The following is a 24,766-nucleotide window of genomic DNA, read 5'->3' on the forward strand; positions in this document are numbered from 1 at the left end:
ACCGTCCAGCACCCGCCCCCGAGTACCCGAACCACCCCGCCACCAGGACATATACCCAACCAAAGCGGAATCCAGCACTAGGGTGCCCAACTGTCCTGACCGACGAAGGGATCACAGTGGCTCAGCCGGAGACCGACGACCGTCACCAAGCCGCCCTCGCGCCCGCGCTCGAATCAATGACCCTCCTCGTCGCGGCCGTAATCGTCCACGACGTGGTGACCGACCGTGTGGTCCTCCTGCAGCGCGGCAAGAGCAACAAATTCGCCCCAGGCATGTGGGATCTCCCCGTCGGCAAGAGCGACCCAGGCGAGCCGATCACCGAAACCGCGGTTCGCGAACTCCACGAAGAGACCGGTCTGATCGTCAAGTCCGACGCCCTGCGAGTAGCGCACATCATTCATGGCGCCTGGGGCGTCGAGGCGCCCAACGGATTCCTCACCGTCGTCTTCGCCGCCCAGGAATGGTCCGGGGAGCCCGAGAACCTCGAACCCGGGAAGCACGCCCAGGTCTGCTGGGCCGACGCCAGAGCCCTTCCCGCGGACTTCGTACCCACGTCGGCCACAGCTCTGCGCCGGTATCTGGCCGGTGGGCCAGAGGTATCCCTGAACGGCTGGGCAACGTGACGACTCGGGTCCCGGTCCGGTCCGGGCCTCCTCACGGCTCGAGTGTGCCGCCTCTACACAGTGTGACGTGTCACAGACAACTCGGCGGCGCTATGGGAGCTTCAACTCTGCTACGCCTCAGTTGAGTTGATGACGAGCCGAGGCTCCGGGGCTTCCGGCTGGGGACGGTCTGCCCGCACGTGGAGAGGATCGAATGAGCACTTTGGAAGCGATGGCGCTCGACCAGGTGGTCGACACGGCCCGGTATCCCCTGTCCGAACTCGAGAGCGCCGAGGGGCAGGCCGTGGTTTCCCGTGCCCGGCGCGAACTGCTGACTCTCGGCTGCACCGTGCTGCCGGACTTCATCCGTCCCTCGCTCCGCGACGTCCTGCGGCAGGAGTGCTCGGCCATCGCCCCCCGGGCGCACTTCGACGTCGAAACGGTCAACGTCTACAACATCGCGGTGGACTCGGCCCTGCCAAAGGACCACCCCGGCCGGAGGATCTTCCAGCGGGGCAACGCGTTTGTCGCGCGGGACCGCGTCCCCGCAGGCTCCCTCATCAGCCGGCTCTACTCCGACAAGGTGTTCCAGCGCTTCGTCGCCGACTGCTTCAGACTGCCGCAGCTGCACGAGCTGGCGGACCCGCTCTCCGGACTGGTTCTCAACGTCATCGCGCCAGGCATGGAGCACCCCTGGCATTTCGATACCAACGAGTTCACCGTGAGCATGCTCACCCAGGAAGCGCAGGCCGGCGGCGTCTTCGAGTACTGCCCGAACATCAGGTCCGCACACGACGAGAGCTTCGACGACGTCCGGGACGTACTGGACGGCCGGGGCGAGCGGATGACCCGGCGCCTCCCCTTGCAACCCGGTGACCTGCAGCTGTTCAAGGGCCGCTACTCGCTGCACCGGGTGAGCCCCGTGCAGGGCGAGGTGGCGCGCCACTCCGCGATATTCGCCTACAGCGAGCGCCCCGGCGTCATCGGGAGCGTGGCACGGACCCGGCAGCTCTTCGGCCGGGTACTGCCCGAGCATCTGGCAGTCGAGGGCCGGGCCGTCCGGGGCGATCAACTGCTGGATTAGCGGGCGCCGAGGACATGCGCCGACCAAGGACGTGCGCGCTCGACCGCAGTTGTCGTAGGCCCCCCCACTCTGCGATCCACGGAGGAGTAAGCCCTGTGCGTTTCGACGCGACCGGAAAAGTCTCGCTCGACCACATCTACACCCAGCCCGATCCGCGCAGCTATTTCAGTGTGCTGCGCCCGCTCGGCTACTGCGTTCCGCAACAGGCCAAGCCCTACTTCGCGAAGCTCATCAAGGAGTACCGCGAGTCCCAGCACGTCGCGGTGCCGAAGGTGCTGGACATCGGGTGCTCGTACGGAATCAACGCCGCCCTGCTGAAGTACGACGCGACCATGGACGAGCTGTACGCGCGCTACTGCGGCGAGGATCGCGAGGGGGAGAGCCGCGAAGCCCTGCTGGCCCGCGACCGGGAGCTGTCCCGGTCGCGCCGGCCGGCGCAGCGCATCCGCTTCGTCGGCCTCGACTCCTCGGACAGCGCGCTGTCCTACGCGCTCGAGGCCGGGTTTCTCGACGACACGGTGCACGCCGACCTGGAGGCGCACGAGCCCACACCACGGCAGCACGCCCAGTTCGCCGGGACGGACCTGGTGATCTCGACGGGCTGCCTCGGCTACGTAACCGAGCGGACGCTCACGCGAGTCGTCCGGGCGCAGGGCGCCCGCCGGCCCTGGATGGCGCACTTCGTGCTGCGGATGTTCCCGTTCGACCCCGTCGAGCGCGCGCTGGACGAGCTGGGGTACCGGACCACCCGTGTAGAAGAGGTGTTCAAACAGCGGCGGTTCGCCTCCCCGGAGGAGCAGGCGCTCGTGCTGGAGAGGATGTCGGCCGCCGGGGTGGATGCGGGGGGCCTGGAAGCGGAAGGCTGGCTATACGCACAGCTCTACCTCTCCCGGCCGTACGGCACATCAGGCCCCTGAGGCCGGGAGACTCGCCGCTCGCGAGGAAACCACAGGTCACCACGATCCGAATCGAGAGCAGAATTGAACACCAGCCAGCAAATGGCAGCCATGACGACCTTCGCCCAGGAGGACAGCCTGCCGCGCGTGCCGCTGCCCACGCTGGAGGCGAGCTGCGAGAGGTTCCTCGCATGGTGCGCGCCGCTGCTGACCGCAGACGAACGAGCGGCGACCGAGGCAGAGGTGACCGCCTTCCTCCGGCCTGACGGCCCCGGCCGGGTCCTGCAAGCGGCGCTGGAGGAGTACGACGCCACGGAGGGCGTGCACAGCTGGCTCGACACCTTCTGGCCGTACCGCTACCTGGGCCGGCGGGACCGGATCGCGCTCAACGCCAACTTCTTCTTCCTGTTCAAGGACTCCGGCCGGCCGCAGGTGGAGCGGGCCGCCGGGCTCATCGCCGGGGCCGTCAACTACAAGCGGCAGCTCGACCAGGGGCTCATCCCGCCCGTGATGCAGCGCGGCGTGCCCCAGTCGATGGTGCAGAACAAATTCCTGTTCTCCGCCACCCGGATCCCCGGCGCGCAGCAGGACACCGTCCGCGCCCCCTACTCCGAGCAGTCGCCCGGCCCGTCCAAGGCCCGGCACATCGTGGTGTTCTTCCGGGGCGGCATGTTCCGGCTGGACGTGCTCGGCGCGGACGGTGTCCCGCACAGCCTGGACGACCTCGAGGCGGGCCTGCACGCTGTAATGAAGGCCGCTGCCGAGCCGGCCGCCGCGGACACCTCGGTGGGCCACCTCACCACCATGGCCCGCGCGGAATGGGCGGCCGCCCGGGAGTCACTGCTCGCCTGCCACCCCCGCAACGCGGATGCCCTGGACGACGTCGAGACCGCGCTGTTCTGCGTCTGTCTGGAGGACTTCGCACCCGCTGACACCCAGGCGGCGTGCGACGAGCTGCTGTACGGCGACCGCGGCAACCGCTGGTTCGACAAGGCCGTTTCCTTCATCGTCTTCGCCGACGGCCGGGCGGGGATCAATGTGGAGCACTGCGAGCTGGACGGAACCACCATCCTCAGCTTCACCGACGCCCTGCTGACCACCCCGGCCGATGAGCACTCCCGCCAGTCCGGCGCCCGCTCCCAGGGGCTGCCGGCGCTGGAGCCGGTCGTGTTCGAGCTGGACGACGCCCTGCGAGCCCAGGTGCGCTCCGCCGCCGACGCGTTCGCCGCGTACGGGGAGAACACCGCGACCAGCACGGTGTCGTTCGCGGACTTCGGCAGCAACGCGGCCAAGGCGCTGGGGGTGTCGCCGGACGCGTTCGTCCAGGTCGCCTACCAACTCGCACACCAGCGCGCCAAGGGACACCTGGGCGCCACGTACGAGTCGATCGCCACCCGGCAGTACCGGCTCGGGCGTACCGAGGCGATGCGCGTCGTCACCCCCGGGATCCGCGATTTCGTCGCGGCGATGGAGAACCCGGCAGCGGACAAGGACACCCGGCGAGCCGCGTTCCGGGCAGCCGCCGAGCAGCATGTGGCCCGGGCGAAGGAGTGCCAGCTCGGGCAGGCACCCGAGCAGCACCTGTGGGAGCTGGAGCTGATCCAGCGGCGCCGCGGGGCGGAGCTGGGAGTGACCGAGCAGCCGGCGCTGTACCGGACGCCGGGCTGGCTGACGATGCGGGACGACTACCTGAGCACCAGCTCCGCGCCGTCCGCCAACATCCAGTACTTCGGCTTCGGCTCGACCAGCAGCAGGTGCATCGGCGTCGCGTATGTGCTGCTGCCCGAGCGGTTCAACCTCTATCTGAGCACGCCGCTGGCGGTGGCGGACCAGATGGGGACCTTCGCCGACCGGCTGCGGGAGGCGGTGGGCGAACTGCGGGAACTGCTGGCGCCGGAGCGGTCCGGGGACTGACGGAGAGCTGAGAGGGCCGCCGCCCCGAGCCGGGGTGGCGGCGTCTTCCGCGTCACGGAGGTGAAACCGCGACGAGACGGACTATTTCTCGTCGAAGTGACGTGCTGGAAACCGCACCGGCGAAAGGGAGATGGGCTCATGCGGTGGACTGTCCATGGCGAACGGCAGATCTACACCAACCCGTGGGTCAACCTGTGGCTCGTGGATGTTCAGCAGCCCGACGGCCGCCGCTGGGAGCACCACGTCGTACGCATGCGGCACCTGGCGGTCGCCGCCGTGGTCGACGACCAGAAGCGGGTGCTCCTGATGTGGCGGCACCGCTTCATCACCGATACCTGGGGCTGGGAACTCCCCATGGGCCTCATTGAGGCGGACGAGACCCCGGAACAGGCGGCTGCTCGGGAGGTCGAGGAGGAGACCGGCTGGCGGGTGGAGGCCATGAAGCCACTGGTCTATGCACAGCCCGCGAACGGAATCACCGACTCCGAGCACCACGTCTTCCGCGCAGACGGAGCCACGTACGCAGGCCCACCAACGGAGGCGAACGAGTCGGACCGCATCGAGTGGATCCCGCTGCCGGAGATCCGCGGGATGATCGACCGCCGCGAGATCGTGAGCAGCGGCAGCCTGGTGGGCCTGCTGTACCTGCTCTTGGACGAGGCTGCCAAGGGTTAGCCGAGCATCTCCCGCATCCGTTGCTCGAACGCGATCACCGGCGCCTCGCGAGCGTATGGCCCGAGGCGTCGTTGGAACTCCTGGACGTGACCTGCCACGCGAGGTGAGTCGATGGAGGCAGTCAGGTCGAGAGCAAGCCCGGCGCTGTGACAGGCGTCGTTGAGTTTGCCCTGCTGGAGCTGGGTGCTGGCGAGCCAGAAGGCGTGGAAGGCGCGGCCGCGCTGCTGGGTGGTCTTCTCCCGGCGCAGCCCCTCGGCGATGAGCGGCTCGGCACGCGGTGCCTCGCCGAGCCGGGCGAGGGCGATGCCGGTGTCGACGATGAGCTTGGTCTCGTCGAAGTAGCCCACCCAGGAGGGCGCTTCACCCCCGTGACCGCGTGCGCGTTCGTACGCATGGCGGGAGCCGTCGATGGACTGGTGGCAGGTGGATGTTCATCTGCGCGCGGCATCTGTAGTGCGCCCCGGCGTGCCTGAGCGGCTCGTCGACGCACTCGCCGACATGCGCCAAGCCCCTGACGTCCGAGCGGTCAGGGGATCGACGGAGAGCCGGGAGGGCCGCCCCCCGCGTCGGGATCGCGGTCCTTTCCGCATCAGGGCCGGTGAACCACGACGAGGCAGCCGATTTCTCGTCGAAGCGACCATTTTCCCAGGGTGTGCGCGGAAGGCCGCTCAAGTCGCTGGGTCTGTGGCCTGGGCCTACGATTCTTTTGGAGCTTTGTCCTCTCGTGACGGGAGCCGGCTCATGACGCGCTTGCACGCACGGCTGCGCAGGGGGGCGGCTGCCGCCGTGGCGGCCGGGCTGCTGGTCATCTTCTTGCCCGCGGAATCCGCGTACTCCCAACCCACCCCAGAACCAACCGCATCCGCATCCGCATCCACCGCGTTCCCGCAGCTCACTCCCGCCGTGGCCACACAGTTGGACAAGGCAGTCACACAGGTCATGCGCGAAGCGAACGTGCCCGGCGTGACGGTTGGACTGTGGGTTCCGGGCAAGGGCAGTTACGTCCGCGCGTTCGGGGTCGCCGACAAGGCGACGGGCGCGCGTATGTCCACGGACCTGTATATGCGGATCGGGAGCGAAACCAAGACGTTTACCGTGACTGCCCTTCTCAAGCTGGTCGACCAGGGCAAAGTCGGTCTGGACGACCCGATCGGGAAGTACGTGGACGGTGTCCCCAACGGAGACCGGATCACCCTGCGCGAGCTGGCGGGGATGCGCAGCGGGCTCTTCAACTACTCCATGGACCCGGGATTCTTCAAGGCACTGACAAGCGATCCCCGACGGCCGTTCACGCCGCAGGAGTTGCTCGCGTATTCCTTCAAGCACCCTGTGCAGTTCCAGCCCGGTGAGAAGTTCGATTACTGCAACACCAACTTGATCCTGGTCGGCCTCGTGGTGGAGAAGGCCAGCGGTCAGCCCCTCGCGGAGTACATCAAGCGGAACGTCTTCGAACCGGCGGGCCTGAAACACACACTCTTCCCGAAGGCCGCGGAGTTCCCGACGCCGCACGCCCACGGCTACACCGACCAGACGGCGACCGGCAAGGTCCAGGACGCGACGGACTGGAACCCCTCCTGGGGCTGGGCCGCCGGAGCCGTGATCTCCGACCTGAACGATCTGCGTAGCTGGGCCCACACCCTCGCCACCGGCACACTGCTCAGTCCGGCCACGCAGGCTCAGCGCCTGAAGATGTCCCCCAGCGGCCTGCCGGACACCGGTTACGGCCTGGGCATCTTCAATGTCGCGGGCTGGATCGGCCACAACGGCTCGCTGCCCGGGTACGAGTCCCTGGTCGTCTACCTGCCGGAGGCGAAGGCGACGCTGGTCGTGCTCCTCAACACGGACATCAACTACAAGGGGTCTGAACCGAGCACGCTCTTCGGCCAGGCGATCACCCGCATCGTGACCCCGCAACACATCTTCAAACTGCCCGCCCAGCCGGCGGGGCAGTGAGCCAGGCCGGCCACTGGTACCGACTGAGAAGGGCCGTCGGCCACGCTCTCCGGTGAGGGAAGAGCACGGCCGACGGCCCACAGACGGCCCCGTTCTGGCCCTCCTCCTTGGGACCCGGCTTGAGGATTACCTCAGGCGTAAGACGACGGCCCAAGAGGCGGGGCGTACAGCCCCGCCTCACGGCGTAAGCGAGGATCAGGTGTCCGTGGTCGTCCGGGAGGAGTCACCTGGTGTCGAGGCATCTGGCTCCCTGTTTGGCTCCCTGCGGGACTCATTGCTGAGGCTTGTTGCGCAGGAACTCATACAGTGCGGCAGCGACTTGGGATCGGGCGCGCCGTGCGACCCTGGGACCGGCCTGGGCTATGCGGCCTCCGCCTGGTCGGCGAGCAGCAGCTCGGACAACTGCTCCTGGGTAGCGGCGTATGCAGGGTGGTTGGTGATCGTCGCGCGGTCCCGAGGACGCGGGATCGGCACCGGGATGATGGTGCGTACCGACGGCTGCGGCGGGTTGGACATGACCACGATCCGGTCGGCGAGCAGAATCGCCTCATCGAGCCCGTGCGTGACCATGAGTACCTTCTCTGTCTCCGACTCGTTGCCCCACAGCTCGACGAGTTGTTGCTGCAATCGCGAGCGAGTGAGCGCGTCCAGCGCACCGAACGGCTCGTCCAGCAGCAGGGTGCGGGGTCCCACGGCGAAGGCCCTGGCGACCGCGGCGCGCTGAGCCATGCCGCCCGACACCTGACCTGGGCGCTTTTCGCGGTGCTCCCACAGCCCGACAGCGGTCAGATACCGCTCGACCATGTCGTCGGCCTTTGTCCGAGACCAGTCCGGCCGTGCCGCGCGGACGGCCTCGCGCACATTGGAGAGAAGGCTCAGCCGGGGCAGCAGTGAGTAGTTCTGGAAGACCATCGCCCGTTCGGGCCCCGGCCCGGTGACAGTCTGACCGTCCACCACGACCTCACCCGCGTCCGGGCGGACCAGCCCACCGACCAGATTGAGCAGCGTCGACTTGCCGCAGCCCGAGTGGCCGATGAAGGAGACGAACTCCCCTTCGTCGACGGTCAGGTCGACACCCCGCAGGACATGCTGAGCGGCTGCCCCCCTTCGGCGGAACGTCTTGTGCAGCCCGCGGATCTCGACGGTCACGACTGAACCTCCTCGATAGCCACCTTGCGCGAAACCCGCACGAGAATCACGTCAAGGACCAGGCCGACAAGGCCGATGAGCACGATCGCGGCGACGACTGTGCTGAGGTTCCCGGCGTTGTACGAGTCCCACACGAAGAACCCGATCCCCGCATTGCCGGAGAGCATCTCGACCGCCACGATGACCATCCATGCGATGCCCATCGACAGCCGCAGTCCGGTGATGATGGACGGCAAAGCGTTGGGCACGAGCACATGCCGTAGGTAGGCCACGCGGCCGAACCGGAAGACTCGCGCAACGTTGCGGTGGTCCCGCGGGATCTCCGCCGCGCCGGCCGCGGTGTTGAGAAGCGTCGGCCAGAGCGCGGTAATGAAGATCACGAATACCGAGGCCTGGTCAGCGTCCTTGAACACGGCCAGCCAGATCGGGAACCAGGCCAGCGGCGACACGGGACGCAGCACCTGCACCACCGGGTTGAACGCCAGCCAGGCCCGGCGGCTCGCGCCGATGAGCAGGCCGGCCAGTACCCCGACCACAGCGGCCAGCGCGAAGCCGGTGAACACCCGCTGCAGCGAGATGCCCAGTTGACGGCCTATTCCCTTGTCGTTCGGGCCATTGTCGTAGAACGGATCCGCGAGCAGGTCAACCAGCGCCCGGGCCCCGTCGAGCGGGGTCGGGACGTCAGCTGACCGGGACGCGGCAAGCTGCCAGAGCAGCACGATGGCGGCAGTGCCGACCACGGCCCAGCCGATGCCGCGGCCGATCTCGGCGAGCCGGCTCCCCCAGACGCCGGGGTCGGGCGGGCCGGACGGTTGTGGCCCGGTGGCCGGCGCCACTGCAGGATCAGCCTGGTCCGTGCCGGTCAGCGACGTGGTCATTTCCGCTTCGCCTCCTCCTGGGGCTTGGCAGGGTCGAACGTTGCGCCATCGAGCTTGACGGGGAACGGGCTCATGTCGTCGCCCGGTACGTCGATGCCCTCCTTGCCGGCGACCTCTTCATAGAGGTCTCGCAGGACGATCTCATCGGCGATCTTGGCGTAGGGCGGCGCTTCCTTCAGCAGTCCGAAGCGCTGATACTGACTCAGGAACCAGATCGCGTGCGCGCGCCGTGGCGCGGAGGCCTTGCCGTCGCGGAAGAACATCATCTGGTCGCCGCTGTACTTCTTCTCGCCGAGGTCCGCTCCCAGCTCGTAGGTCCCCAGCAGCCGGCCTTCGATGTCCTTCGCAGGCGCGTTGACGTACTTCGCGGCGCCGATCGTCGTCGCCGCCTTGGCGCGGTTGTCCAGGTCATCGAGCCACTTCGCCGCCTTGAGGATGGCCCCCATCACGTCGGCCAGGACTCCTTTGCGCTCAGTTACGAACTTGGCGCCCGCGACCAGGGCCTTCTCCGGGTGGTGCTGCCACAGGTCCTGGGTGGTCAGATGAGTGAAGCCGATGCCTTGCTGGACGGCGACGGCGTTCCAGGGTTCCCCGACGCAATAGCCGTCCATGTTGCCGACCTTCATATTGGCAACCATCTGCGGTGGCGGGACCGGAACGATCTTGACGTCCGACAGATCGGCCTTGGTGGCTTTCAGCCAGTAGCGCAGCCAGGTGTCGTGCGTGCCGCCAGGGAAGGTCATGGCCAGGGTCGGCGACTTCTTCTCCAGCAGTGCCCGGGCGGCATCCAGGTCCGCGTAGCCGGCGTCGGCGAAGTCCTTCTTGAGGGTGATGGCCTGGCCGTTGTTGTTGAGCACCATGGCTATCTTGAGGTCGGTCGAACCCGTGCCCGCGATCTTTGATGCAACGGACAGGGGGAGGCTGAAGAGGGCATGAGCGGCATCGATCTGCCCGTTGAGCAGGTTGTCCCGGGTGGCCGGCCACGAGGCCTGCTTGATCAATTCGACGTTGAGGTCGCGCTCGGCGAAGTACCCGAGTTCCTTCGCCATCACCAACGGAGCACAGTCGGTCAACGCGATGAACCCAAGTCGCACGGTACGGCCGGGCTTGGCTGATGAGGACTTCTCGTCGGCGGATCCGCACGCGGCGAGGGCGCTGCCCAGCGAGGCAGTGAGGGCGGCTGTTCCAGTAAGGCGCAGGAAGCCTCTGCGCCCGAGGTTGTTCTCCATGGCCAGAACGTAGGGGTCCACCGCGACGGCGGAATTGCGCATATGTCAAGGGCGTAAATCACACATCTCGCAGCTCCATGGGCACGCAGTGTGAGGAGGGGGAAACGAACCGCGACTCGTCCGGAGTTCACAGAGAACGGTGGTGTGCACCTGTGCTGAGCAGGACATGGTGGAGAGCGGGATGAGCGTCGACACCCGCATTCGGACCGGCCTTGAGGTCGAGCCCGGACCGGCCATGTGGCCATCGCCCGTCGCCGGGGCGACGGTCGGCCCCGGCGGACAGGAACCGGCCCACCGCCACGTCCAGCGCGTCACCGTCGACGTGTTCCAGCAGACGGCGGACGGTGGCGGCGTGCGGGGCCGGCACCGTCAGGTGCGCGCGTCGGGCCGGCACCCATGAAAACGGCCGTCGGCCGCGCCTTCCGGGAGCGGAAGAACACGGCCGACGGCCCACAGACGGCCCAGGCGAGCGGAAACCCGCTCCGACCTGCGGCGTTCTTAGATGTCGAAGTACAGCTCGAACTCGTGCGGGTGCGGCCGCAGCTGGATCGGCGCGATCTCGTGCGTCCGCTTGTAGTCGATCCACGTCTCGATCAGGTCCGACGTGAACACCCCGCCCACCTGCAGGTACTCGTTGTCCGCCTCCAGGGCCTCCAGCACCGCCGGGAGCGAGGTCGGGACCTGCGGGACGCTCGCGTGCTCGTCGGGGGCGAGCTCGTAGAGGTCCTTGTCGATCGGCTCCGCCGGCTCGATCTTGTTCTTGACGCCGTCGAGGCCCGCGAGCAGCAGTGCCGAGAACGCCAGGTACGGGTTCGACGACGGGTCCGGCGCGCGGAACTCCACGCGCTTCGCCTTCGGGTTCGAGCCCGTGATCGGGATGCGCATCGCCGCCGAACGGTTGCGCTGCGAGTAGACCAGGTTGACCGGCGCCTCGAAGCCCGGGACCAGGCGGTGGTACGAGTTCACCGTCGGGTTCGTGAAGGCCAGCAGCGACGGGGCGTGCTTCAGGATGCCGCCGATGTAGTAGCGGGCGGTGTCCGAGAGGCCCGCGTAGCCCTGCTCGTCGTAGAACAGCGGGGAGCCGCCCTGCCACAGGGACTGGTGGACGTGCATGCCCGAGCCGTTGTCGCCGAAGATCGGCTTCGGCATGAAGGTCGCGGTCTTGCCGTTGCGCCAGGCGACGTTCTTCACGATGTACTTGAAGAGCATCAGGTCGTCGGCCGCGGCCAGCAGCGTGTTGAACTTGTAGTTGATCTCCGCCTGGCCGGCCGTGCCCACCTCGTGGTGCTGGCGCTCGACCTGGAGGCCGGACGCCTCCAGCTCCAGGGAGATCTCGGCACGCAGGTCGGCGAAGTGGTCGACCGGCGGGGCCGGGAAGTAGCCGCCCTTGTAGCGGACCTTGTAGCCGCGGTTGTCCTCGACCGCACCGGTGTTCCAGGCGCCGGCCTCGGAGTCGATGTGGTAGAAGCCCTCGTTCGACGTGGTGTTGAAGCGCACCGAGTCGAAGACGTAGAACTCGGCCTCGGGGCCGAAGTACGCCGTGTCGGCGATGCCGGTGGAGGCGAGGTACGCCTCCGCCTTCTTGGCGATGTTGCGCGGGTCACGGCTGTACTGCTCGCCCGTGATCGGGTCGTGGATGAAGAAGTTGATGTTGAGCGTCTTGTCCTTGCGGAACGCGTCGAGCCGCGCCGTCGACAGGTCCGCGCGCAGCGCCATGTCGGACTCGTGGATCGCCTGGAAGCCGCGGATCGACGAGCCGTCGAAGGCCAGCTCGTCGGACGGGTCGAACGCCGTCGCCGGGATCGTGAAGTGCTGCATCACGCCGGGAAGATCGCAGAACCGGACGTCGACCATCTTGACGTCGTTGTCCGCGATGAACTTCTTGGCGTCGTCGGCGTTCTGGAACATCCAACTCCTCCTACTCCCGACCCGGGAAGGGCGGGGTTGTAGCTCTTCGTGCGGCCAGTGCGGTGGCACACGCTGAGACCCGACCTTAAGCAGGCGGGATTTCTCAAGCATGACCCATTTGTTTCGCCGAAGTTAACCGGGCCGGGAGTCGAAGCCGCGTCAAGGCCCCGCCTTCAGGTGGGTGAAACCGGGCGCAGTACCGTGTACGGGTGGACAACAGGCAAGCAATCGGATCGTGGCTCTCCGGACCCCGCGCGGCCGCCGAGGACATGGGCGCCGACTTCGGTCACCGGGGTGAGCGGCTGGGTCTGCCGGAGGCGGGACCGGGCTCCATCGCCCCCCTCGGGCGGCGCTTCGGCGCCGTCCTCATCGACTGGGGGCTGTGCCTCCTGATCGCATACGGACTGTTCGCGAACGGTGACCGGCAGGGCTCCGGGAACTGGGCGCTCGGCATCTTCCTCGTACTGAGCGTGCTGACCGTCGGAACCGTCGGCTTCACGCCCGGCAAGCGGATCCTCAGGCTGCGCGTCATCTCCGAGGACGGCGGGCGGCTCGGGATCTTCCGGGTTCTCGTACGCAGCGTGCTCCTCTGCCTCGCGATCCCGGCCCTCATCTGGGACCGCGACGGGCGCGGGCTGCACGACCGCCTCGCCCGCGCCGTACAGGTGAGGATCTGACCCGGTAGAGGAAATACGGAGGCGGCCCGGACGCATTCGTCCGGGCCGCCTCCGTGTCTCGTACGCGTATCTCGTACGAGGTCAGCGCATCTTCCCGCCCCGCGGCATCCGCATACCCTTCGGCATCGGACCCTTCGGCAGCGGCATGTTGCTCATCAGGTCGCCCATCGCCCGCAAGCGGTCGTTCGCCGCCGTGACCTGCGGCCCGGTGAGCACCCGCGGCAGCTTCAGCATCGTCGTGCGCAGCTTCTTCAGCGGCACCTGGCCCTCGCCGGTGCCCACGATGATGTCGTGCACCGGCACGTCCACCACAATGCGCGCCATCTTCTTCTTCTCGGCCGCCAGCAGCGACTTCAGCCGGTTCGGGTTGCCCTCCGCCACCAGCACGATGCCGGCCTTGCCGACCGCCCGGTGCACCACGTCCTGGCTGCGGTTCATCGCCACCGCCGGAGTCGTGCTCCAGCCGCGGCCCACGTTCTCCAGCACCGCGGCCGCCGCGCCCGGCTGGCCTTCCATCTGCCCGAAGGCCGCTCGCTCGGCGCGGCGTCCGAAGACGATCGCCATCGCGAGGAAGGCCAGCAGGAATCCGAGGATGCCCAGATAAACGGGGTGGTCGATCAAGAATCCGATCGCGAGGAAGACACCGAAGGTGACGATTCCCACAGCCGCGACGACAAGACCGACCTTCGAGTCGGCCTTCCGGGTCATCTTGTACGTCAGGGCGATCTGCTTCAGTCGCCCGGGGTTCGCAGCAGCGTCAGCGCTGTCTGAGTTTGCCTTCCTCGCCATAACCAGAAGTTTACGTGGCTCAGGAAGTGCGGTCGGCCACGGCCTCCAGTACATGCTGCGCCTCGACCCGGTCCTTGGCCCGGCGCCGGTCTTCGAGGACCGCCGTCCATGCGTTCCTGCGGGCGGTGCGCTGGCCGCTGCCCAGGAGCAGCGACTCCATGGCGCGCAGGGCATCGGTGACGGACGGGATGGCGGTAGCGCGTACGGGACGAACCGGCGCGGCCTGCATGTGGATGTCCCCCCTCGGGGTGAGATCGGGGTGCGAGACGAAGAGCGGGAGCGGTGCGGGGCGGTACGGAGAGCGGTGCGTGCTGTGCACAGAGCGAGCGGTGCGTGCTGTGCGTAAGCCCAGGGTCACTGATTGGTGTTACCAGGGCGTGACCGACTGGTCAAACACCGATGAAACCTTTATGCGCCGTGCCCGAACGCGGACACGGCCCGTACGCCGCCCCCGACCTGCGGGGAGGGTACGAGCCGCGTCAAACTCGCCATTACTGGCCAGTAGTTGTCTGTGCCCGAATTCACACGGCTTGCGACGAGGCGACTGCGCCCCGGCGCTCGATCGCCTGCTGGTACAGCCGGCCCGCGCGGTACGAGGAACGGACCAGCGGACCCGACATCACACCGGAAAAGCCGATCTCCTCGGCCTCCTCCTTCAGCTCCACGAACTCGTGCGGCTTCACCCAGCGCTCGACCGGGTGGTGGCGTACGGAAGGACGCAGATACTGGGTGATCGTGATCACCTCACAGCCCGCTTCGTGCAGGTGCCGCAGCGCCTCGCTGACCTCCTCGCGCTCCTCGCCCATGCCCAGGATGAGGTTCGACTTGGTGACCAGGCCCGCCTCGCGGGCACGCGTGATGACCTCGAGGGAGCGCTCGTAACGGAAGCCGGGGCGGATCCGCTTGAAGATCCGCGGCACGGTCTCGACGTTGTGCGCGAGCACCTCCGGGCGGGACGAGAAGACCTCGGCCAGCTGCTCCGGCACCGCGTTGAAGTCGGGGATGAGGAGCTCGACCTTGGTGCGGCCCGCCTCGCGCTCCGACGTCATCGAGTGGATCTGGCGCACCGTCTCGGCGTACAGCCAGGCGCCGCCGTCCTCCAGGTCGTCGCGCGCGACGCCGGTGATGGTGGCGTAGTTCAGGTCCATGGTGACCACGGACTCGCCGACGCGGCGCGGCTCGTCGAGGTCGAGGGCGGCGGGCTTGCCGGTGTCGATCTGGCAGAAGTCGCATCGCCGGGTGCACTGGTCGCCACCGATGAGGAAGGTCGCCTCGCGGTCCTCCCAGCATTCGTAGATGTTCGGACAGCCGGCCTCCTGGCACACGGTGTGCAGACCCTCGCTCTTCACGAGCTTCTGCATCTGCGTGTACTCGGGACCCATCTTCGCCCGGGTCTTGATCCACTCGGGCTTGCGCTCGATGGGCGTCTGGCTGTTCCGGACCTCCAGGCGCAGCATCTTGCGTCCGTCGGGTGCGACTGCGGACACGTCCGGCTCCCTACGACTTCGATTCTTCGGCGGACACCAGGGTACGCCCGTTATTTGTGTGGCCCTACGTCTGGCCAACCCCAGGCCGCAGGGGTGCATTCCCTAGACGGCGGCCTCGATGGGCCTCGGTCGCAGGTCCGCGTTCTCCAGGACGGCGCGCAGGTGCTTCTCGGTGACCGGAAGCACATCGGCGATCGTGATCTCGCGGCCCAGCTCGTACGCCAGCGACGTCACGCCCGCGTCCCGGATCCCGCACGGCACGATCCGGTCGAACCACGTGTTGTCCGGGTTCACATTCAGCGCGAAGCCGTGCATCGAGACGCCCTTGGCGATACGGATGCCGATCGCCGCGAGCTTGCGGTCCTCGCGGCGCTGGCCGGCGTTGGAGGGTGCGTACTCCGGGCCGTTCAGCCGCGGGTCGAACTCCTCGTCCTGCAGGCGCGGGTCGAAGTCCAGCGAGAGACCGCCGATCGCCGGGCGGTCCTCGACCGGGTCGCCCAGCACCCACACACCGCTGCGGCCCTCGATACGGGTGGTCTCCAGGCCGAACTCCGCGCAGGTGCGGATCAGCGCGTCCTCGAGCCGGCGCACATGCGCGACGACGTCCACCGGGCGCGGGAGCTTCAGGATCGGGTAGCCCACCAGCTGGCCCGGGCCGTGCCAGGTGATCTTGCCGCCGCGGTCGACGTCGACGACGGGGGTGCCGTCCAGGGGGCGCTCGCTGTCCTGTGTGCGCCGGCCCGCCGTATACACGGGCGGGTGCTCCAGGAACAGGCAGGTGTCCTCGATCTCGTCGGCGAACCGGGCGGCGTGGACCTCGCGCTGTTTCTGCCACGCCTCTTGGTACTCGACGGCTTCGTCGCCGAACCCTAGTTGGACGAACCGCAGCTCACTCACGGCTGAGCCTCCCTGGACCCTCACCCTGCACAACCTTCAACCTGCACTCACCACGCCAGGCCACTGTACGGCGGCTCGCGGGAGGCCGACTGGGCAGGTGCGTCCCGTCAGCGACTTCCCCAATCCTCACACGATCGGATGAATGTGGGGCGAAGCTGGCGGTCCGGGCGCGAAGGGTCGCTAAATTCACGCCGTTCCATAGGGCTGCTCGCGGCCCGGAAGGCAGGAGACCGCACAGCTGATGACGGAACGATCCCCACAGCGCATCCCCAACCGACAGCTCGCCGCGCTGATCGCAGAAGCCGGATTCTCCAACGCAGGTCTTGCCCGCCGAGTGGACCAGCTCGGACTCGAGCATGGGCTGGATCTGCGGTACGACAAAACCTCCGTGACCCGCTGGCTGCGCGGCCAGCAGCCCCGCGGCACCACTCCCGCCCTGATCGCCGAGGTGTTCACCCGGCGGCTCGGCCGCCGGCTGTCGGCGCAGGACCTGGGGCTCGACGCCTGTGCGCCCGTATACGCCGGTCTGGAGTTCGCGGCCACGCCCGAGGAGGCCGTGGACATCGTCAGCGGGCTGTGGCGCAAGGACTCCGGCAGCCACGCGGAGCTGCGGAAGATCGCGTTCACCCCGGCCGGGCTTGTCGTGCCGAGCAGGGACTGGCTGATCGGGCGGGCCGACGAGCGGGTCGGCCGGGGCGAGGCCGGGCACAGCGGGACCAGCCGCGTCCCCGTTCAGGGCCGGGTCGCCGTCCCCCGGCAGCGCTCCACCGACCGGGGACCCGGCCAGAAGGTCTCCAGCGGCGACATCGCGGCCCTGCGCTCGGTCGGCGAGCTGTTCCGCACCCTCGACCACGCCTACGGCGGCGGTCACGCCCGGCAGGCGCTGGTCCGCTATCTCGAGCACGAGGCCGAGCCGATGCTCCGCGGCACCTATGGGGAGGTCACGGGGCGGCGGCTGTTCGCCGCGGCCGCCGATCTGACCCGGCTGGCCGGCTGGACGTCGTACGACATCGCCGCCCACGGCCTCGCCCAGCGCTACTTCGTCCAGGCGTTACGGCTCTCCCAGGCCGCCGGAGACCGCGCGTACGGCTCCTATGTGCTGGTGACCATGAGCCGCCAGGCGGTCTACCTCGGGCACGGCCGGGAGGCGGTGCAGCTGACGCGCGTCGCCCAGCAGGGCGTGGGCTCGTCGGCGCCGCCGGTGGTGCAGGCGCTGCTGCATGCCGTCGAGGCACGCGGGCACGGCGTGCTCAGCGACGTGCGGGCGTGCACCGCCGCGCTGGTGCGGGCCGAGCGGGCGCTGGAGACGGCGCGGCCGGGGGACGATGTGCCGCACTGGGCGCGGTTCTTCGACGAGGCGCAGCTCGCGGACGAGTTCGGGCACTGCCACCGGGATCTGCAGCAGTACCGGGCGGCGGCGCAGCATGCGGAGCGCTCGCTCCAGCTGCGCGCTCCGGCGTTCGCGCGCAGCCGGGTCTTCTGCCGGGTGGTGCTGGCCTCCGCCCGGCTCGGCCTGGGGGAGCTGGACCAGGCGTGCGCGCTGGGGGCGGAGGCGGCGTTGCAGGCGTCGGAGATGCGATCGGCGCGGGCTACGGAGTACGTACGGGAATTCGAGCGGCGGCTGGAGCCGTACCGGGACGCGGCGGCGGCGCGGAACTATCGCGACCGGGTGGCAGCGCTGGGCTGAACCCGGGGGGCCGCCGCCCCCCGGACCCCGGGACCCCGGACCCCTGGGCCGGAGCCCCGGACGCCCGGGATCTCGGACCCCGGGACCCCGGACGCCTGGGCCGAGCCCCGGGATCTCGGACCGTCTGGGCCGGAGCCCCGGATCTCGGCGCCTCAATCGCCGACGGGGCTTGTTCCCCTACCCCGCCCCTTCCCGAAACTGGGGCTTCGCCCCAGACCCCGTACGCCCTTCTGGGGGTCCCCCCGCGCCCGCCAGGGCGTAGGGGGAGGGGTTCGGGGCGGAGCCCCGACGCGGGCCCGGGCATTTCAAGCCTCGCCGTCGATTGAGGCGCGGGGTTCGGGGCGGAGGCCCGAGAAGAGCGGTTACGCCACCGCCGACAGCGCGGCCGCCTCCTCGTAGCCCTGCTGGACGCCGAAGTCCCGCAGGATCGCGTCCGCCGCCCTGCGGCCCGAGAACAGCGCGCCCTGGACCGTACTCGTATCGCGGTGGTCCCCGCAGACGTACAGCCCGGACAGCAGCCGCACCGGGCGGCGCGGATCGTGCGGCGGGGGCATCGCCGGGACCGCCTCCGGGTCGTGGTGAACCGCGAGCAGCTCCCAGTCGGCCGTGGGCGTGCCGTACAGCGTGGCGAGATGGGCGCGGACGGCCCGGTCCAGCTGCGGCGGGGGAGTCCCGAGCACCGTCGACGAGATCAGCACACGGGCGGCCGGCGCGCGCGACGGGTCGACCTCGCTCATCACGGCGGTGTGCGAGACGGGCCCGCCGCGATCCCCGTCCAGCACCAGGGCCGGGTCGGCGAGCGGGGCCTCGGGCGCGGTGTGGTGCAGCACCGTGACCGGATGGAAGGTCGGCACGCGCAGGCCCGGCAGCAGCTCGGCGGCCGCGCGGGCGCCGGTGGCCAGAACCAGGGCACGGCAGCCGAGTTCGCCGTACTCGTCGGTCATGACGCGGTTGATGGAGGCGTCGGTGACACGTATCCCCGTGTGTACGGTGCCGGGCGGCAGCGCGGCCGCCAGCTGCCGGGGCAGAGCCGCCGCGCCCCCTTCCGGTACGCACAACCGGCCGCGTGCGAAGCCGCGCAGGGCGAGATCGGCGCACCGGCTCGAGGTGGTCAGCGCCGGGTCGCAGAGCAGTGCGGACAGCAGCGGGCGCAGGAAGCCGTGGAGCGTACGGACCGGCACGCCGCGGGTGCAGAGCGAGCCCGCCGTGGGCCGCTCGGGGCGGGCCAGCAGGCGCTCCACCGGGGTGGCCGCGAGACGGGCGAGGGACGCGCCGAGCCGGGCCTGGTCGAGCGGCCTGGGGGCGCTTGCGAGGGCGCGTGCGACCGTGAATGCTCCCCCTACGCCCCGGAGGGCGTGGGGGGAGCCCCACCGTGCGCCCCCTGGTTCACCGGACCGCCTGACCACCTCTCCGGTCCGCTGGAGCCGCCCCCCGCTGTGCACGAGCACACCGGGCGAGAAGGGCCGCAGGACGACGTCCGCGAGCCCCTTCGTGCGGCGCAGTTCGGGATACGAGGTGTTGAGCAACTGGCCGATGCGGTCGAGCCGGAATCCGTCGATCTCCTCCGTGGCCATCCGGCCGCCCACCTCAGGGGCAGCCTCCAGAACAGTGACCTTGATGCCTGCGCTGATGAGTTGATGAGCCGCCGAGAGACCGGCGATCCCGGCCCCGACGATGACGACGTCCGCATGATGAGCGGTGCTGCTGAGCACGTGCCCCTCCCCGAGGTCGGCGCGGCTGGTGGGAGCCTCATGCCCCCAACAGGCCCCCGGAATGCCCGAGTCGGACAGAGAGTAGGCAGCGGTGGCCGAACCGCGAGTCGCGCATGCGGTGGAGCACCGGGGCGCGGGGGCGCACACGTCATTTCCCGGGGCGCCGCACCAGACCCGGCGGCTCTTTTCCGGGGGCGCCGCACCAGACCCCGCAGCTCTTTCCCGGGGCTGCGCCCCTCCCCGCGGCCCGGGCGCCGGGCTACCGCAGGGCCGCGCGGATCGCCTCGTCGATGCCCGGGAACGCGAAGGAGAAGTCCGACTCCAGCAGCCGGTTCGGCAGTACCCGCTGGCTGCTCAGGACGTCCTCGGCCAGCTCGCCGAGGACGACGCGCAGCACCGGCGCGGGGACCGCGAAGAACGCGGGACGCCGCAGTGCCCGGCCCATCGCCTCGGTGACCTCGCGGTTGGTGACCGGGTGGGGGGCCGTGAGGTTCACCGGACCGGACAGCGACTCCGTGTCCAGGATGTGCCGCAGCGCCGCCACTTCGTCGTGCAGCGAGATGTAGCTCCAGTACTGCCGGCCGTTGCCGAGCTGCCCGCCCACGCCCGCCTTGAAGATCGGGAACATCCGGCCCCACGCCCCGCCCTTGCGCGCCACCACAAGCCCCGTGCGGGCGAAGGCGGTCCGGATGCCCGCCTCCTCGGCCGGGGCCGCCGCCTCCTCCCACTCCACGACCAGCTTTGGCAGAAACCCGTCGCCGGGAGGTGCGCTCTCGTCCACCGCACGGTCCCCGGTGTCGCCGTAGAAGCCGACCGCGCTCCCGCTGATCAGCACCCGGGGCGGTGCATCCAGGGAGGCGACCGCCTCCGCGATCGCGGCCGTGCCCAGCACCCGGCTGTCCCGGATCTCCTTGCGGTACGCGTCGTTCCAGCGGCGCGCGCCGATCCCCGCACCGGCGAGATGCACGACGCCCTCGCAGCCGACCAGGCCGCCCACGTCGACGTACTGCCGGTGCGGGTCCCACTCCACCTCGTCCCCGGCCCGCGCGGGGCGGCGCACCAGGCGCACCACCTCGTGCCCGTCCGAGCGCAGCGAGCGCACAAGTGCCGTACCGATGAGTCCGGTGGAGCCGGTGACCGCGATCCGCATGGGCACATCCTGCCCCCGTACGGCCGCATGGCACAGTGACCTTCATGTCCGAGTCGCACATACGCCCCGCACTGCGTACCGACGAGGCAGTCCTCGGTGAGCTCGACCGGGACACCTGGTCTCCGCTGCACGCGGTGCAGCCGAGGCCGAGGCCGCCGTACGACAGTTTCTTCGACTCGAACCACCGGCCCGAGGACTTCCTCGTCGCCGAGGACGCCGACGGCACGGTCATCGGCTACATCCGGCTGATCCCGCCCACCCCGCTCGCCTGCAACCAGCATGTGCGGCAGATCCAGGGCCTCGCCGTGGCCGACCGCGCGCGCGGGCGGGGGACCGGGCGGGCGCTGCTGCGAGCCGCGTTCGCCGAGGCGCGACGCCAGGGCGCGGTGCGGATGACGCTGCGGGTGCTCGGCCACAACAAACCGGCCCGTGCGCTGTACGAGTCGGAGGGCTTCGCGGTCGAGGGCGTGCTGCCGGGGGAGTTCTACCTGGACGGGCAGTACGTCGACGACGTGATGATGGGCCGCAGCCTCACCGTGTGAGCAACGTCGTGGCCAACGTTGTGGCCAGCGTCGTGACCAACGGCCTTGATCCGGGCGGGAGTTCTCACGGGTTCCCGAAGCGCTCCCAGAGCCGGGGGAAACGTTGCGCCAGCGCCTCGTCGTCGTCGAAGTCGAACGGCGTCCCGGCCGGCTCGGCCGTCTGTGGCGCGATCCCGAGATCCGGCGCGACGACCCCGGTGAGCTGCTCGTACGCCTCGTCCGCCGCGTACCCCAGCTCCTCGCCGTCCCCGTCGATGTCCTCGTCGAACTCATCGAGCAGCTCGGCCAGCGTGTCCGGGCCGTGCAGCGCGCCCTCGAAGATCTCCCGGCCCTGCCCGATCAGCCAGCAGCGGAAGTAGTCGAAGGCGTCGTCGCTCGCGCCGCCGAGCAGCACGGCGGCCGCGCCCCACAGATCCCAGGTGTACGCGCGGTTGTAGCGGGCCTCGAAGTGCCGGGCGAAGTCCAGCACGGAGTCGGGGTCGAGCTGCAGCAGCCGCTCGACCAGCAGTTCGGCATGGTCCTCGGGGTCGCCCTCGGCGGCCTCGCGGGTGCTGTCGATGATCTCCCAGAACTCCGTCTCGTCCATCACGGGACAAGCATCGTGGTTGGCGGGGGGCGGCGCACGCGGAGCCACCGAAATGCTGACTCTTTCGAATGGCGGACAGGAGATGTCGGGTATCCGTGCGACCGTCGGCGTATGACGACGGACACACCGACGGACACACCACTGACAGGGAAAGTCGCACTGGTCGCGGGGGCCACCCGGGGCGCGGGCCGCGCCATCGCCGTACAGCTGGGCGCGGCCGGAGCGACGGTGTATGTGACGGGACGGACCACTCGCGAGCACGTCAGCGAGGTCGGCCGGGCGACAGAGACCATCGAAGAGACGGCGGAGCTGGTCACGGAGGCGGGGGGCGAAGGCATCGCCGTACCGGCCGACCATCTGGAGCCCGAGCATGTACGGGCGGTCGTCGAGCGGATCGACCGCGACCACGGCCGACTCGACATCCTGGTCAACGACATCTGGGGCGGCAACCACCTGCTCGACTTCGACACGCGGATGTGGGACGTCGAGCTGAGCCGCGGGCTGCGGATGATCGAGCTCGGGGTGAAGAGCCACATCATCACCAGCAGCATCGCGCTGCCCCTGCTCGTACGGCGGCCGGGCGGCCTGGTCGTCGAGGTCACCGATGGCACGGCCGAGACCAACAAGGGCTTCCGCGAGAACTTCTACTACGACCTCGCCAAGAACGGCCCGATCCGGATGGCCTTCATCCTGGGCGAGGAGCTGAAGAGCGTCGGCGGCGCGGCGGTGTCCGTCACCCCGGGCTTTCTGCGCTCCGAGGAGATGCTCGACATCTTCGGCGTCACCGAGGAGACCTGGCGCGAGGCGATCGACAAGCAGGCGCACTGGGCGCTGTCCGAGTCGCCGGTCTATGTCGGCCGGGGGGTCGCGGCGCTCGCAGCGGACCCGGAGCGGGCCCGCTGGAACGGGCAGTCGCTCTCCAGCGGGCAGCTGGCGAAGGTGTACGGCGTCACGGACGCGGACGGCAGCAGGCCGGACGTCTGGACGTACATCGCGGAGGAGGCGGCGGGCGCGGACCCGTCCAAGGACGACTACCGGTAGGGACTAGCGGTGGGGACTACCGGTAGGGACTAGCGGTAAGGCCGCGTCCAGCGCGGTAGGGCTGTTACTGATACAGCCGCGCCGCCCGGTCCGCGGCCTCGGCGAAACGGGCGCGCAGATCCGGCGGCGCAAGCAGCTCCACATGGGGACCCAGGCCGAAGAGCTGGCCGAACGCGACCTTGTGGGATTCGACAGGCAGGGTGAGCGTCACCCGGCCCTGCCCGTCCGGGGGTTCGGCCGCAGCCAGCGCCTCGCGGGCCGCCGCCCGGTCCGTGACGTACGGCAGCCGACGCGCGCCCTCCTCGGTGACCCGGACCACCACTTCGGCGCGGAGTATGGAGCGCGCGAACTGGGCCGCGCGCTCCTCCCAGAAGCCGGGCAGGTCGAACTCCTCGTCCCGTACAAAGAGTTCCCCGTCCGCGTCCACCGCCGTGAACCGGTCGATCCGGTACACCCGGAAGGCCGCATCCGCGCGGGCGCACAAATACCAGACGCCCGCCTTCAGTACGAGTCCGTACGGCTCCAACTCCCGCTCGACCTCGGCGTCCTGGCGCCGGTAACGGGCCCTGATGCGGCGGTCGTCCCATACCGCCTCCGCGACGGCCGGGAGCAGCTCGGGCGTCCCCGGCTCCTGGTACCAGCCGGGGGCGTCGAGATGGAAGCGCTGGGCCGCGCTGTGGGAGGCGTCCCTGAGCGAGGGCAGCAGCGCCGCGGACACCTTCAGACGTGCCGCGGACGCCGCGTCCTCGAGGCCCATCTCCCGCAGCGCGCCCGGGAGCCCGGACAGGAAGAGGGCCTCGGCCTCACTGCGCCCGAGCCCGGTCAGCCGGGTCCGGTAGCCGCCCACGAGCCGGTAGCCGCCGGCCCGCCCCCGGTCGGCGTAGACCGGGACGCCCGCCTCGGACAGCGCGAGGGCGTCCCGGGTTATGGTCCGCTCCGACACGTCGAGCTCGCGTGCCAGCTCGGCCCCGGTCATGGAGGGCCTTGCCTGGAGGAGCAGCACCATCTTGATCAGCCGGGCGGCACGCATGCCTCCATCATTGCGCAGCTCAGGCGAGTGGCTCCTGGAGTTCGGTCACCCACTTCTCCTTGTCCGGCGGGCACTCGAGGTAGATCTCCCGGGCGTAGCCCGCCGAGCTGTGGCCGCCCGCGTCGATCCACTGAGCCAGGTTCTGGGCCGTGGGCACGATCGCGTCCATCGGCCCGCGGTGCACGATCGTCGCCGCCCGCTCGACGGCGGGCAGATCGGCGATCTCGAAGTCCGGGCCGGGCTCCTGGCCGGCAGCGACCGTGCACCCCGCGTGCACCATGATCGCGCCGTCGCCCTCCGGTGCGTCCTAGTACGCGATACCTGGCCCTGTCGGGGTCACCCCGGCCGCCTTCAGCCGCCGGAACAGCTCGTCGTACAGCGGGCTGATGACCGGGCCGATGTGCTCGGGCGCGTAACTGGCGGCCACGGCGGTCAGTTCGGCGACCCGTACCGCCGGTGTGCTCTTGATCATGACGTCCTGGGTGGGCATGTGACCCTCGCTCTCGATCGACCGGAGCCTCGCCTCGACCTGCGACAGTCTGGCGGCCGCCGAGGCCATCGCCTCTTCCAGTTCCGCCTGCCGCAGCTTGAGCATCCCGCGCAGCTCCTCCGTACTCACCCGCTCCTCGAGGATCTCCTGGACCTGCTGGAGCGTGAAGCCGAGATCCTTGAGGGCGACGACACGGTTGAGCTGGGCGAGCTGGGCCGCGGTGTAGTAGCGGTACCCGCTGTAGGGGTCGGTGTGGGCGGGGCGCAGCAGCCCGATCGCGTCGTAGTGACGCAGCATGCGGGCCGACACACGGCCGTGCCTGGCGAAGTCTCCGATGGTGAACATGACGTCTCCCAGTGCACGGCTTCACACGGTGTCAGGGTCAAGCAT

The 24,766-nt window shown here is 69.5% G+C and carries 24 protein-coding genes and 1 pseudogene; 11 read left to right on the top strand and 14 right to left on the bottom strand.

Going from position 1 to position 24,766, the window contains the following annotated elements:
• Positions 1-116: 116 nt before the first annotated feature.
• From QFZ67_RS28570 to QFZ67_RS28590, 5 genes are all read left to right on the top strand, one after another.
• On the top strand, positions 117-623 hold the full coding sequence (locus QFZ67_RS28570; RefSeq protein ID WP_307663923.1) for an NUDIX domain-containing protein: 507 nt from the start codon (positions 117-119) through the stop codon (positions 621-623).
• 193 nt (positions 624-816) lie between these two features.
• A complete protein-coding gene (locus QFZ67_RS28575; protein ID WP_307663924.1) occupies positions 817-1,686 on the top strand; it encodes an arpA protein in 870 nt (289 codons plus the stop codon).
• Positions 1,687-1,781: 95 nt separating this feature from the next.
• On the top strand, positions 1,782-2,603 hold the full coding sequence (locus QFZ67_RS28580) for a class I SAM-dependent methyltransferase (RefSeq protein ID WP_307663925.1): 822 nt from the start codon (positions 1,782-1,784) through the stop codon (positions 2,601-2,603).
• A 90-nt stretch (positions 2,604-2,693) separates the two neighbouring features.
• The gene (locus QFZ67_RS28585) at positions 2,694-4,496 is read left to right on the top strand and encodes a choline/carnitine O-acyltransferase (RefSeq protein WP_307665999.1); all 1,803 of its coding nucleotides are present in this window, start codon (positions 2,694-2,696) and stop codon (positions 4,494-4,496) included.
• Positions 4,497-4,634: 138 nt separating this feature from the next.
• Entirely contained in the window at positions 4,635-5,171 is a 537-nt protein-coding gene (locus tag QFZ67_RS28590) for an NUDIX hydrolase (RefSeq protein ID WP_307663926.1), read from the top strand.
• Here QFZ67_RS28590 and QFZ67_RS28595 read toward each other — a convergent pair.
• The gene (locus tag QFZ67_RS28595) at positions 5,168-5,518 is read right to left on the bottom strand and encodes a hypothetical protein (RefSeq protein WP_307663927.1); all 351 of its coding nucleotides are present in this window, start codon (positions 5,516-5,518) and stop codon (positions 5,168-5,170) included. The genes QFZ67_RS28590 and QFZ67_RS28595 overlap by 4 nt on opposite strands.
• A 394-nt stretch (positions 5,519-5,912) precedes the next feature.
• Between QFZ67_RS28595 and QFZ67_RS28600 the strand changes: the two genes are divergently transcribed.
• Positions 5,913-7,124 carry a serine hydrolase gene (locus QFZ67_RS28600; protein WP_307663928.1) on the top strand — a complete coding sequence of 404 codons (1,212 nt, stop codon included), beginning with the start codon at positions 5,913-5,915 and terminating at the stop codon, positions 7,122-7,124.
• A 360-nt stretch (positions 7,125-7,484) separates the two neighbouring features.
• Here the strand turns inward: QFZ67_RS28600 and QFZ67_RS28605 are convergent, their stop codons facing one another.
• From QFZ67_RS28605 to QFZ67_RS28615, 3 genes are read right to left on the bottom strand one after another with little or no spacing between them, the layout of a single operon-like run.
• Positions 7,485-8,273 (bottom strand): ABC transporter ATP-binding protein, encoded by a 789-nt coding sequence (locus QFZ67_RS28605; RefSeq protein ID WP_307663929.1) that lies wholly within the window; start codon positions 8,271-8,273, stop codon positions 7,485-7,487.
• Positions 8,270-9,151 (bottom strand): nitrate ABC transporter permease, encoded by an 882-nt coding sequence (gene ntrB, locus QFZ67_RS28610; protein WP_307663930.1) that lies wholly within the window; start codon positions 9,149-9,151, stop codon positions 8,270-8,272. Before ntrB ends, QFZ67_RS28605 begins: the two co-directional genes overlap by 4 nt.
• On the bottom strand, positions 9,148-10,422 hold the full coding sequence (locus QFZ67_RS28615; protein ID WP_307663931.1) for a CmpA/NrtA family ABC transporter substrate-binding protein: 1,275 nt from the start codon (positions 10,420-10,422) through the stop codon (positions 9,148-9,150). The genes ntrB and QFZ67_RS28615 overlap by 4 nt, the downstream gene beginning before the upstream one ends.
• Positions 10,423-10,561: 139 nt before the next feature.
• Between QFZ67_RS28615 and QFZ67_RS28620 the strand changes: the two genes are divergently transcribed.
• Entirely contained in the window at positions 10,562-10,780 is a 219-nt protein-coding gene (locus QFZ67_RS28620) for a hypothetical protein (protein WP_307663932.1), read from the top strand.
• 98 nt (positions 10,781-10,878) lie between these two features.
• Here QFZ67_RS28620 and glnA read toward each other — a convergent pair whose 3' ends face one another.
• Positions 10,879-12,288 carry a type I glutamate--ammonia ligase gene (gene glnA, locus QFZ67_RS28625; protein WP_307663933.1) on the bottom strand — a complete coding sequence of 470 codons (1,410 nt, stop codon included), beginning with the start codon at positions 12,286-12,288 and terminating at the stop codon, positions 10,879-10,881.
• Between the two features lie 209 nt (positions 12,289-12,497).
• Here glnA and QFZ67_RS28630 point away from each other — a divergent pair, with 209 nt between their 5' ends.
• On the top strand, positions 12,498-12,965 hold the full coding sequence (locus tag QFZ67_RS28630) for an RDD family protein (protein WP_307663934.1): 468 nt from the start codon (positions 12,498-12,500) through the stop codon (positions 12,963-12,965).
• A gap of 81 nt (positions 12,966-13,046) precedes the next feature.
• Here QFZ67_RS28630 and QFZ67_RS28635 read toward each other — a convergent pair whose 3' ends face one another.
• From QFZ67_RS28635 to lipB, 4 genes are all read right to left on the bottom strand, one after another.
• Positions 13,047-13,754 (bottom strand): DUF4191 domain-containing protein, encoded by a 708-nt coding sequence (locus QFZ67_RS28635; protein WP_307663935.1) that lies wholly within the window; start codon positions 13,752-13,754, stop codon positions 13,047-13,049.
• A 19-nt stretch (positions 13,755-13,773) separates the two neighbouring features.
• Positions 13,774-13,983 carry a hypothetical protein gene (locus tag QFZ67_RS28640; RefSeq protein WP_307666000.1) on the bottom strand — a complete coding sequence of 70 codons (210 nt, stop codon included), beginning with the start codon at positions 13,981-13,983 and terminating at the stop codon, positions 13,774-13,776.
• A gap of 292 nt (positions 13,984-14,275) precedes the next feature.
• Positions 14,276-15,241, bottom strand: coding sequence for a lipoyl synthase (gene lipA, locus QFZ67_RS28645; RefSeq protein WP_307663936.1), 966 nt, complete (start codon positions 15,239-15,241; stop codon positions 14,276-14,278).
• A gap of 102 nt (positions 15,242-15,343) precedes the next feature.
• On the bottom strand, positions 15,344-16,138 hold the full coding sequence (gene lipB / locus QFZ67_RS28650; RefSeq protein WP_307663937.1) for a lipoyl(octanoyl) transferase LipB: 795 nt from the start codon (positions 16,136-16,138) through the stop codon (positions 15,344-15,346).
• 241 nt (positions 16,139-16,379) lie between these two features.
• Here lipB and QFZ67_RS28655 point away from each other — a divergent pair, with 241 nt between their 5' ends.
• Positions 16,380-17,825, top strand: coding sequence for a regulator (locus QFZ67_RS28655; RefSeq protein WP_307663938.1), 1,446 nt, complete (start codon positions 16,380-16,382; stop codon positions 17,823-17,825).
• 362 nt (positions 17,826-18,187) lie between these two features.
• Here the strand turns inward: QFZ67_RS28655 and QFZ67_RS28660 are convergent, their stop codons facing one another.
• Both QFZ67_RS28660 and QFZ67_RS28665 read right to left on the bottom strand, forming a co-directional pair.
• On the bottom strand, positions 18,188-19,537 hold the full coding sequence (locus QFZ67_RS28660) for an NAD(P)/FAD-dependent oxidoreductase (RefSeq protein WP_307663939.1): 1,350 nt from the start codon (positions 19,535-19,537) through the stop codon (positions 18,188-18,190).
• A gap of 259 nt (positions 19,538-19,796) precedes the next feature.
• The gene (locus tag QFZ67_RS28665; RefSeq protein ID WP_373430138.1) at positions 19,797-20,687 is read right to left on the bottom strand and encodes a TIGR01777 family oxidoreductase; all 891 of its coding nucleotides are present in this window, start codon (positions 20,685-20,687) and stop codon (positions 19,797-19,799) included.
• A 44-nt stretch (positions 20,688-20,731) separates the two neighbouring features.
• Here QFZ67_RS28665 and QFZ67_RS28670 point away from each other — a divergent pair, with 44 nt between their 5' ends.
• Positions 20,732-21,229: a GNAT family N-acetyltransferase gene (locus tag QFZ67_RS28670; RefSeq protein WP_307663941.1), complete on the top strand. Its 498-nt coding sequence runs from the start codon at positions 20,732-20,734 to the stop codon at positions 21,227-21,229.
• Between the two features lie 64 nt (positions 21,230-21,293).
• Here the strand turns inward: QFZ67_RS28670 and QFZ67_RS28675 are convergent, their stop codons facing one another.
• Positions 21,294-21,815 carry a DUF4240 domain-containing protein gene (locus QFZ67_RS28675; RefSeq protein WP_307666001.1) on the bottom strand — a complete coding sequence of 174 codons (522 nt, stop codon included), beginning with the start codon at positions 21,813-21,815 and terminating at the stop codon, positions 21,294-21,296.
• A gap of 111 nt (positions 21,816-21,926) precedes the next feature.
• Between QFZ67_RS28675 and QFZ67_RS28680 the strand changes: the two genes are divergently transcribed.
• Entirely contained in the window at positions 21,927-22,856 is a 930-nt protein-coding gene (locus QFZ67_RS28680; protein WP_307663942.1) for an SDR family oxidoreductase, read from the top strand.
• A 64-nt stretch (positions 22,857-22,920) separates the two neighbouring features.
• Here the strand turns inward: QFZ67_RS28680 and QFZ67_RS28685 are convergent, their stop codons facing one another.
• Together QFZ67_RS28685 and QFZ67_RS28690 are read right to left on the bottom strand one after the other, a co-directional pair.
• Positions 22,921-23,886: a YafY family protein gene (locus tag QFZ67_RS28685; RefSeq protein WP_307663943.1), complete on the bottom strand. Its 966-nt coding sequence runs from the start codon at positions 23,884-23,886 to the stop codon at positions 22,921-22,923.
• A gap of 19 nt (positions 23,887-23,905) precedes the next feature.
• A pseudogene (locus QFZ67_RS28690) lies at positions 23,906-24,721 on the bottom strand (MerR family transcriptional regulator).
• Positions 24,722-24,766 lie beyond the last annotated feature (45 nt).

The organism is Streptomyces sp. V1I1, from assembly GCF_030817355.1.
GTDB lineage: Bacteria > Actinomycetota > Actinomycetes > Streptomycetales > Streptomycetaceae > Streptomyces.

Excerpts from the sequence above, each read along its gene's own strand:
- QFZ67_RS28575 (WP_307663924.1), top strand. The coding sequence starts at position 817 with ATGAGCACTTTGGAAGCGATGGCGCTCGACCAGGTGGTCGACACGGCC.
- QFZ67_RS28585 (WP_307665999.1), top strand. The coding sequence starts at position 2,694 with ATGACGACCTTCGCCCAGGAGGACAGCCTGCCGCGCGTGCCGCTGCCC.
- QFZ67_RS28590 (WP_307663926.1), top strand. The coding sequence starts at position 4,635 with ATGCGGTGGACTGTCCATGGCGAACGGCAGATCTACACCAACCCGTGG.
- QFZ67_RS28600 (WP_307663928.1), top strand. The coding sequence starts at position 5,913 with ATGACGCGCTTGCACGCACGGCTGCGCAGGGGGGCGGCTGCCGCCGTG.
- ntrB (WP_307663930.1), bottom strand. The coding sequence starts at position 9,151 with ATGACCACGTCGCTGACCGGCACGGACCAGGCTGATCCTGCAGTGGCG.
- QFZ67_RS28615 (WP_307663931.1), bottom strand. The coding sequence starts at position 10,422 with ATGCGCAATTCCGCCGTCGCGGTGGACCCCTACGTTCTGGCCATGGAG.
- QFZ67_RS28620 (WP_307663932.1), top strand. The coding sequence starts at position 10,562 with ATGAGCGTCGACACCCGCATTCGGACCGGCCTTGAGGTCGAGCCCGGA.
- glnA (WP_307663933.1), bottom strand. The coding sequence starts at position 12,288 with ATGTTCCAGAACGCCGACGACGCCAAGAAGTTCATCGCGGACAACGAC.
- QFZ67_RS28635 (WP_307663935.1), bottom strand. The coding sequence starts at position 13,754 with ATGGCGAGGAAGGCAAACTCAGACAGCGCTGACGCTGCTGCGAACCCC.
- QFZ67_RS28640 (WP_307666000.1), bottom strand. The coding sequence starts at position 13,983 with ATGCAGGCCGCGCCGGTTCGTCCCGTACGCGCTACCGCCATCCCGTCC.
- QFZ67_RS28655 (WP_307663938.1), top strand. The coding sequence starts at position 16,380 with ATGACGGAACGATCCCCACAGCGCATCCCCAACCGACAGCTCGCCGCG.
- QFZ67_RS28665 (WP_373430138.1), bottom strand. The coding sequence starts at position 20,687 with ATGCGGATCGCGGTCACCGGCTCCACCGGACTCATCGGTACGGCACTT.
- QFZ67_RS28670 (WP_307663941.1), top strand. The coding sequence starts at position 20,732 with ATGTCCGAGTCGCACATACGCCCCGCACTGCGTACCGACGAGGCAGTC.
- QFZ67_RS28675 (WP_307666001.1), bottom strand. The coding sequence starts at position 21,815 with ATGGACGAGACGGAGTTCTGGGAGATCATCGACAGCACCCGCGAGGCC.
- QFZ67_RS28680 (WP_307663942.1), top strand. The coding sequence starts at position 21,927 with ATGACGACGGACACACCGACGGACACACCACTGACAGGGAAAGTCGCA.
- QFZ67_RS28685 (WP_307663943.1), bottom strand. The coding sequence starts at position 23,886 with ATGCGTGCCGCCCGGCTGATCAAGATGGTGCTGCTCCTCCAGGCAAGG.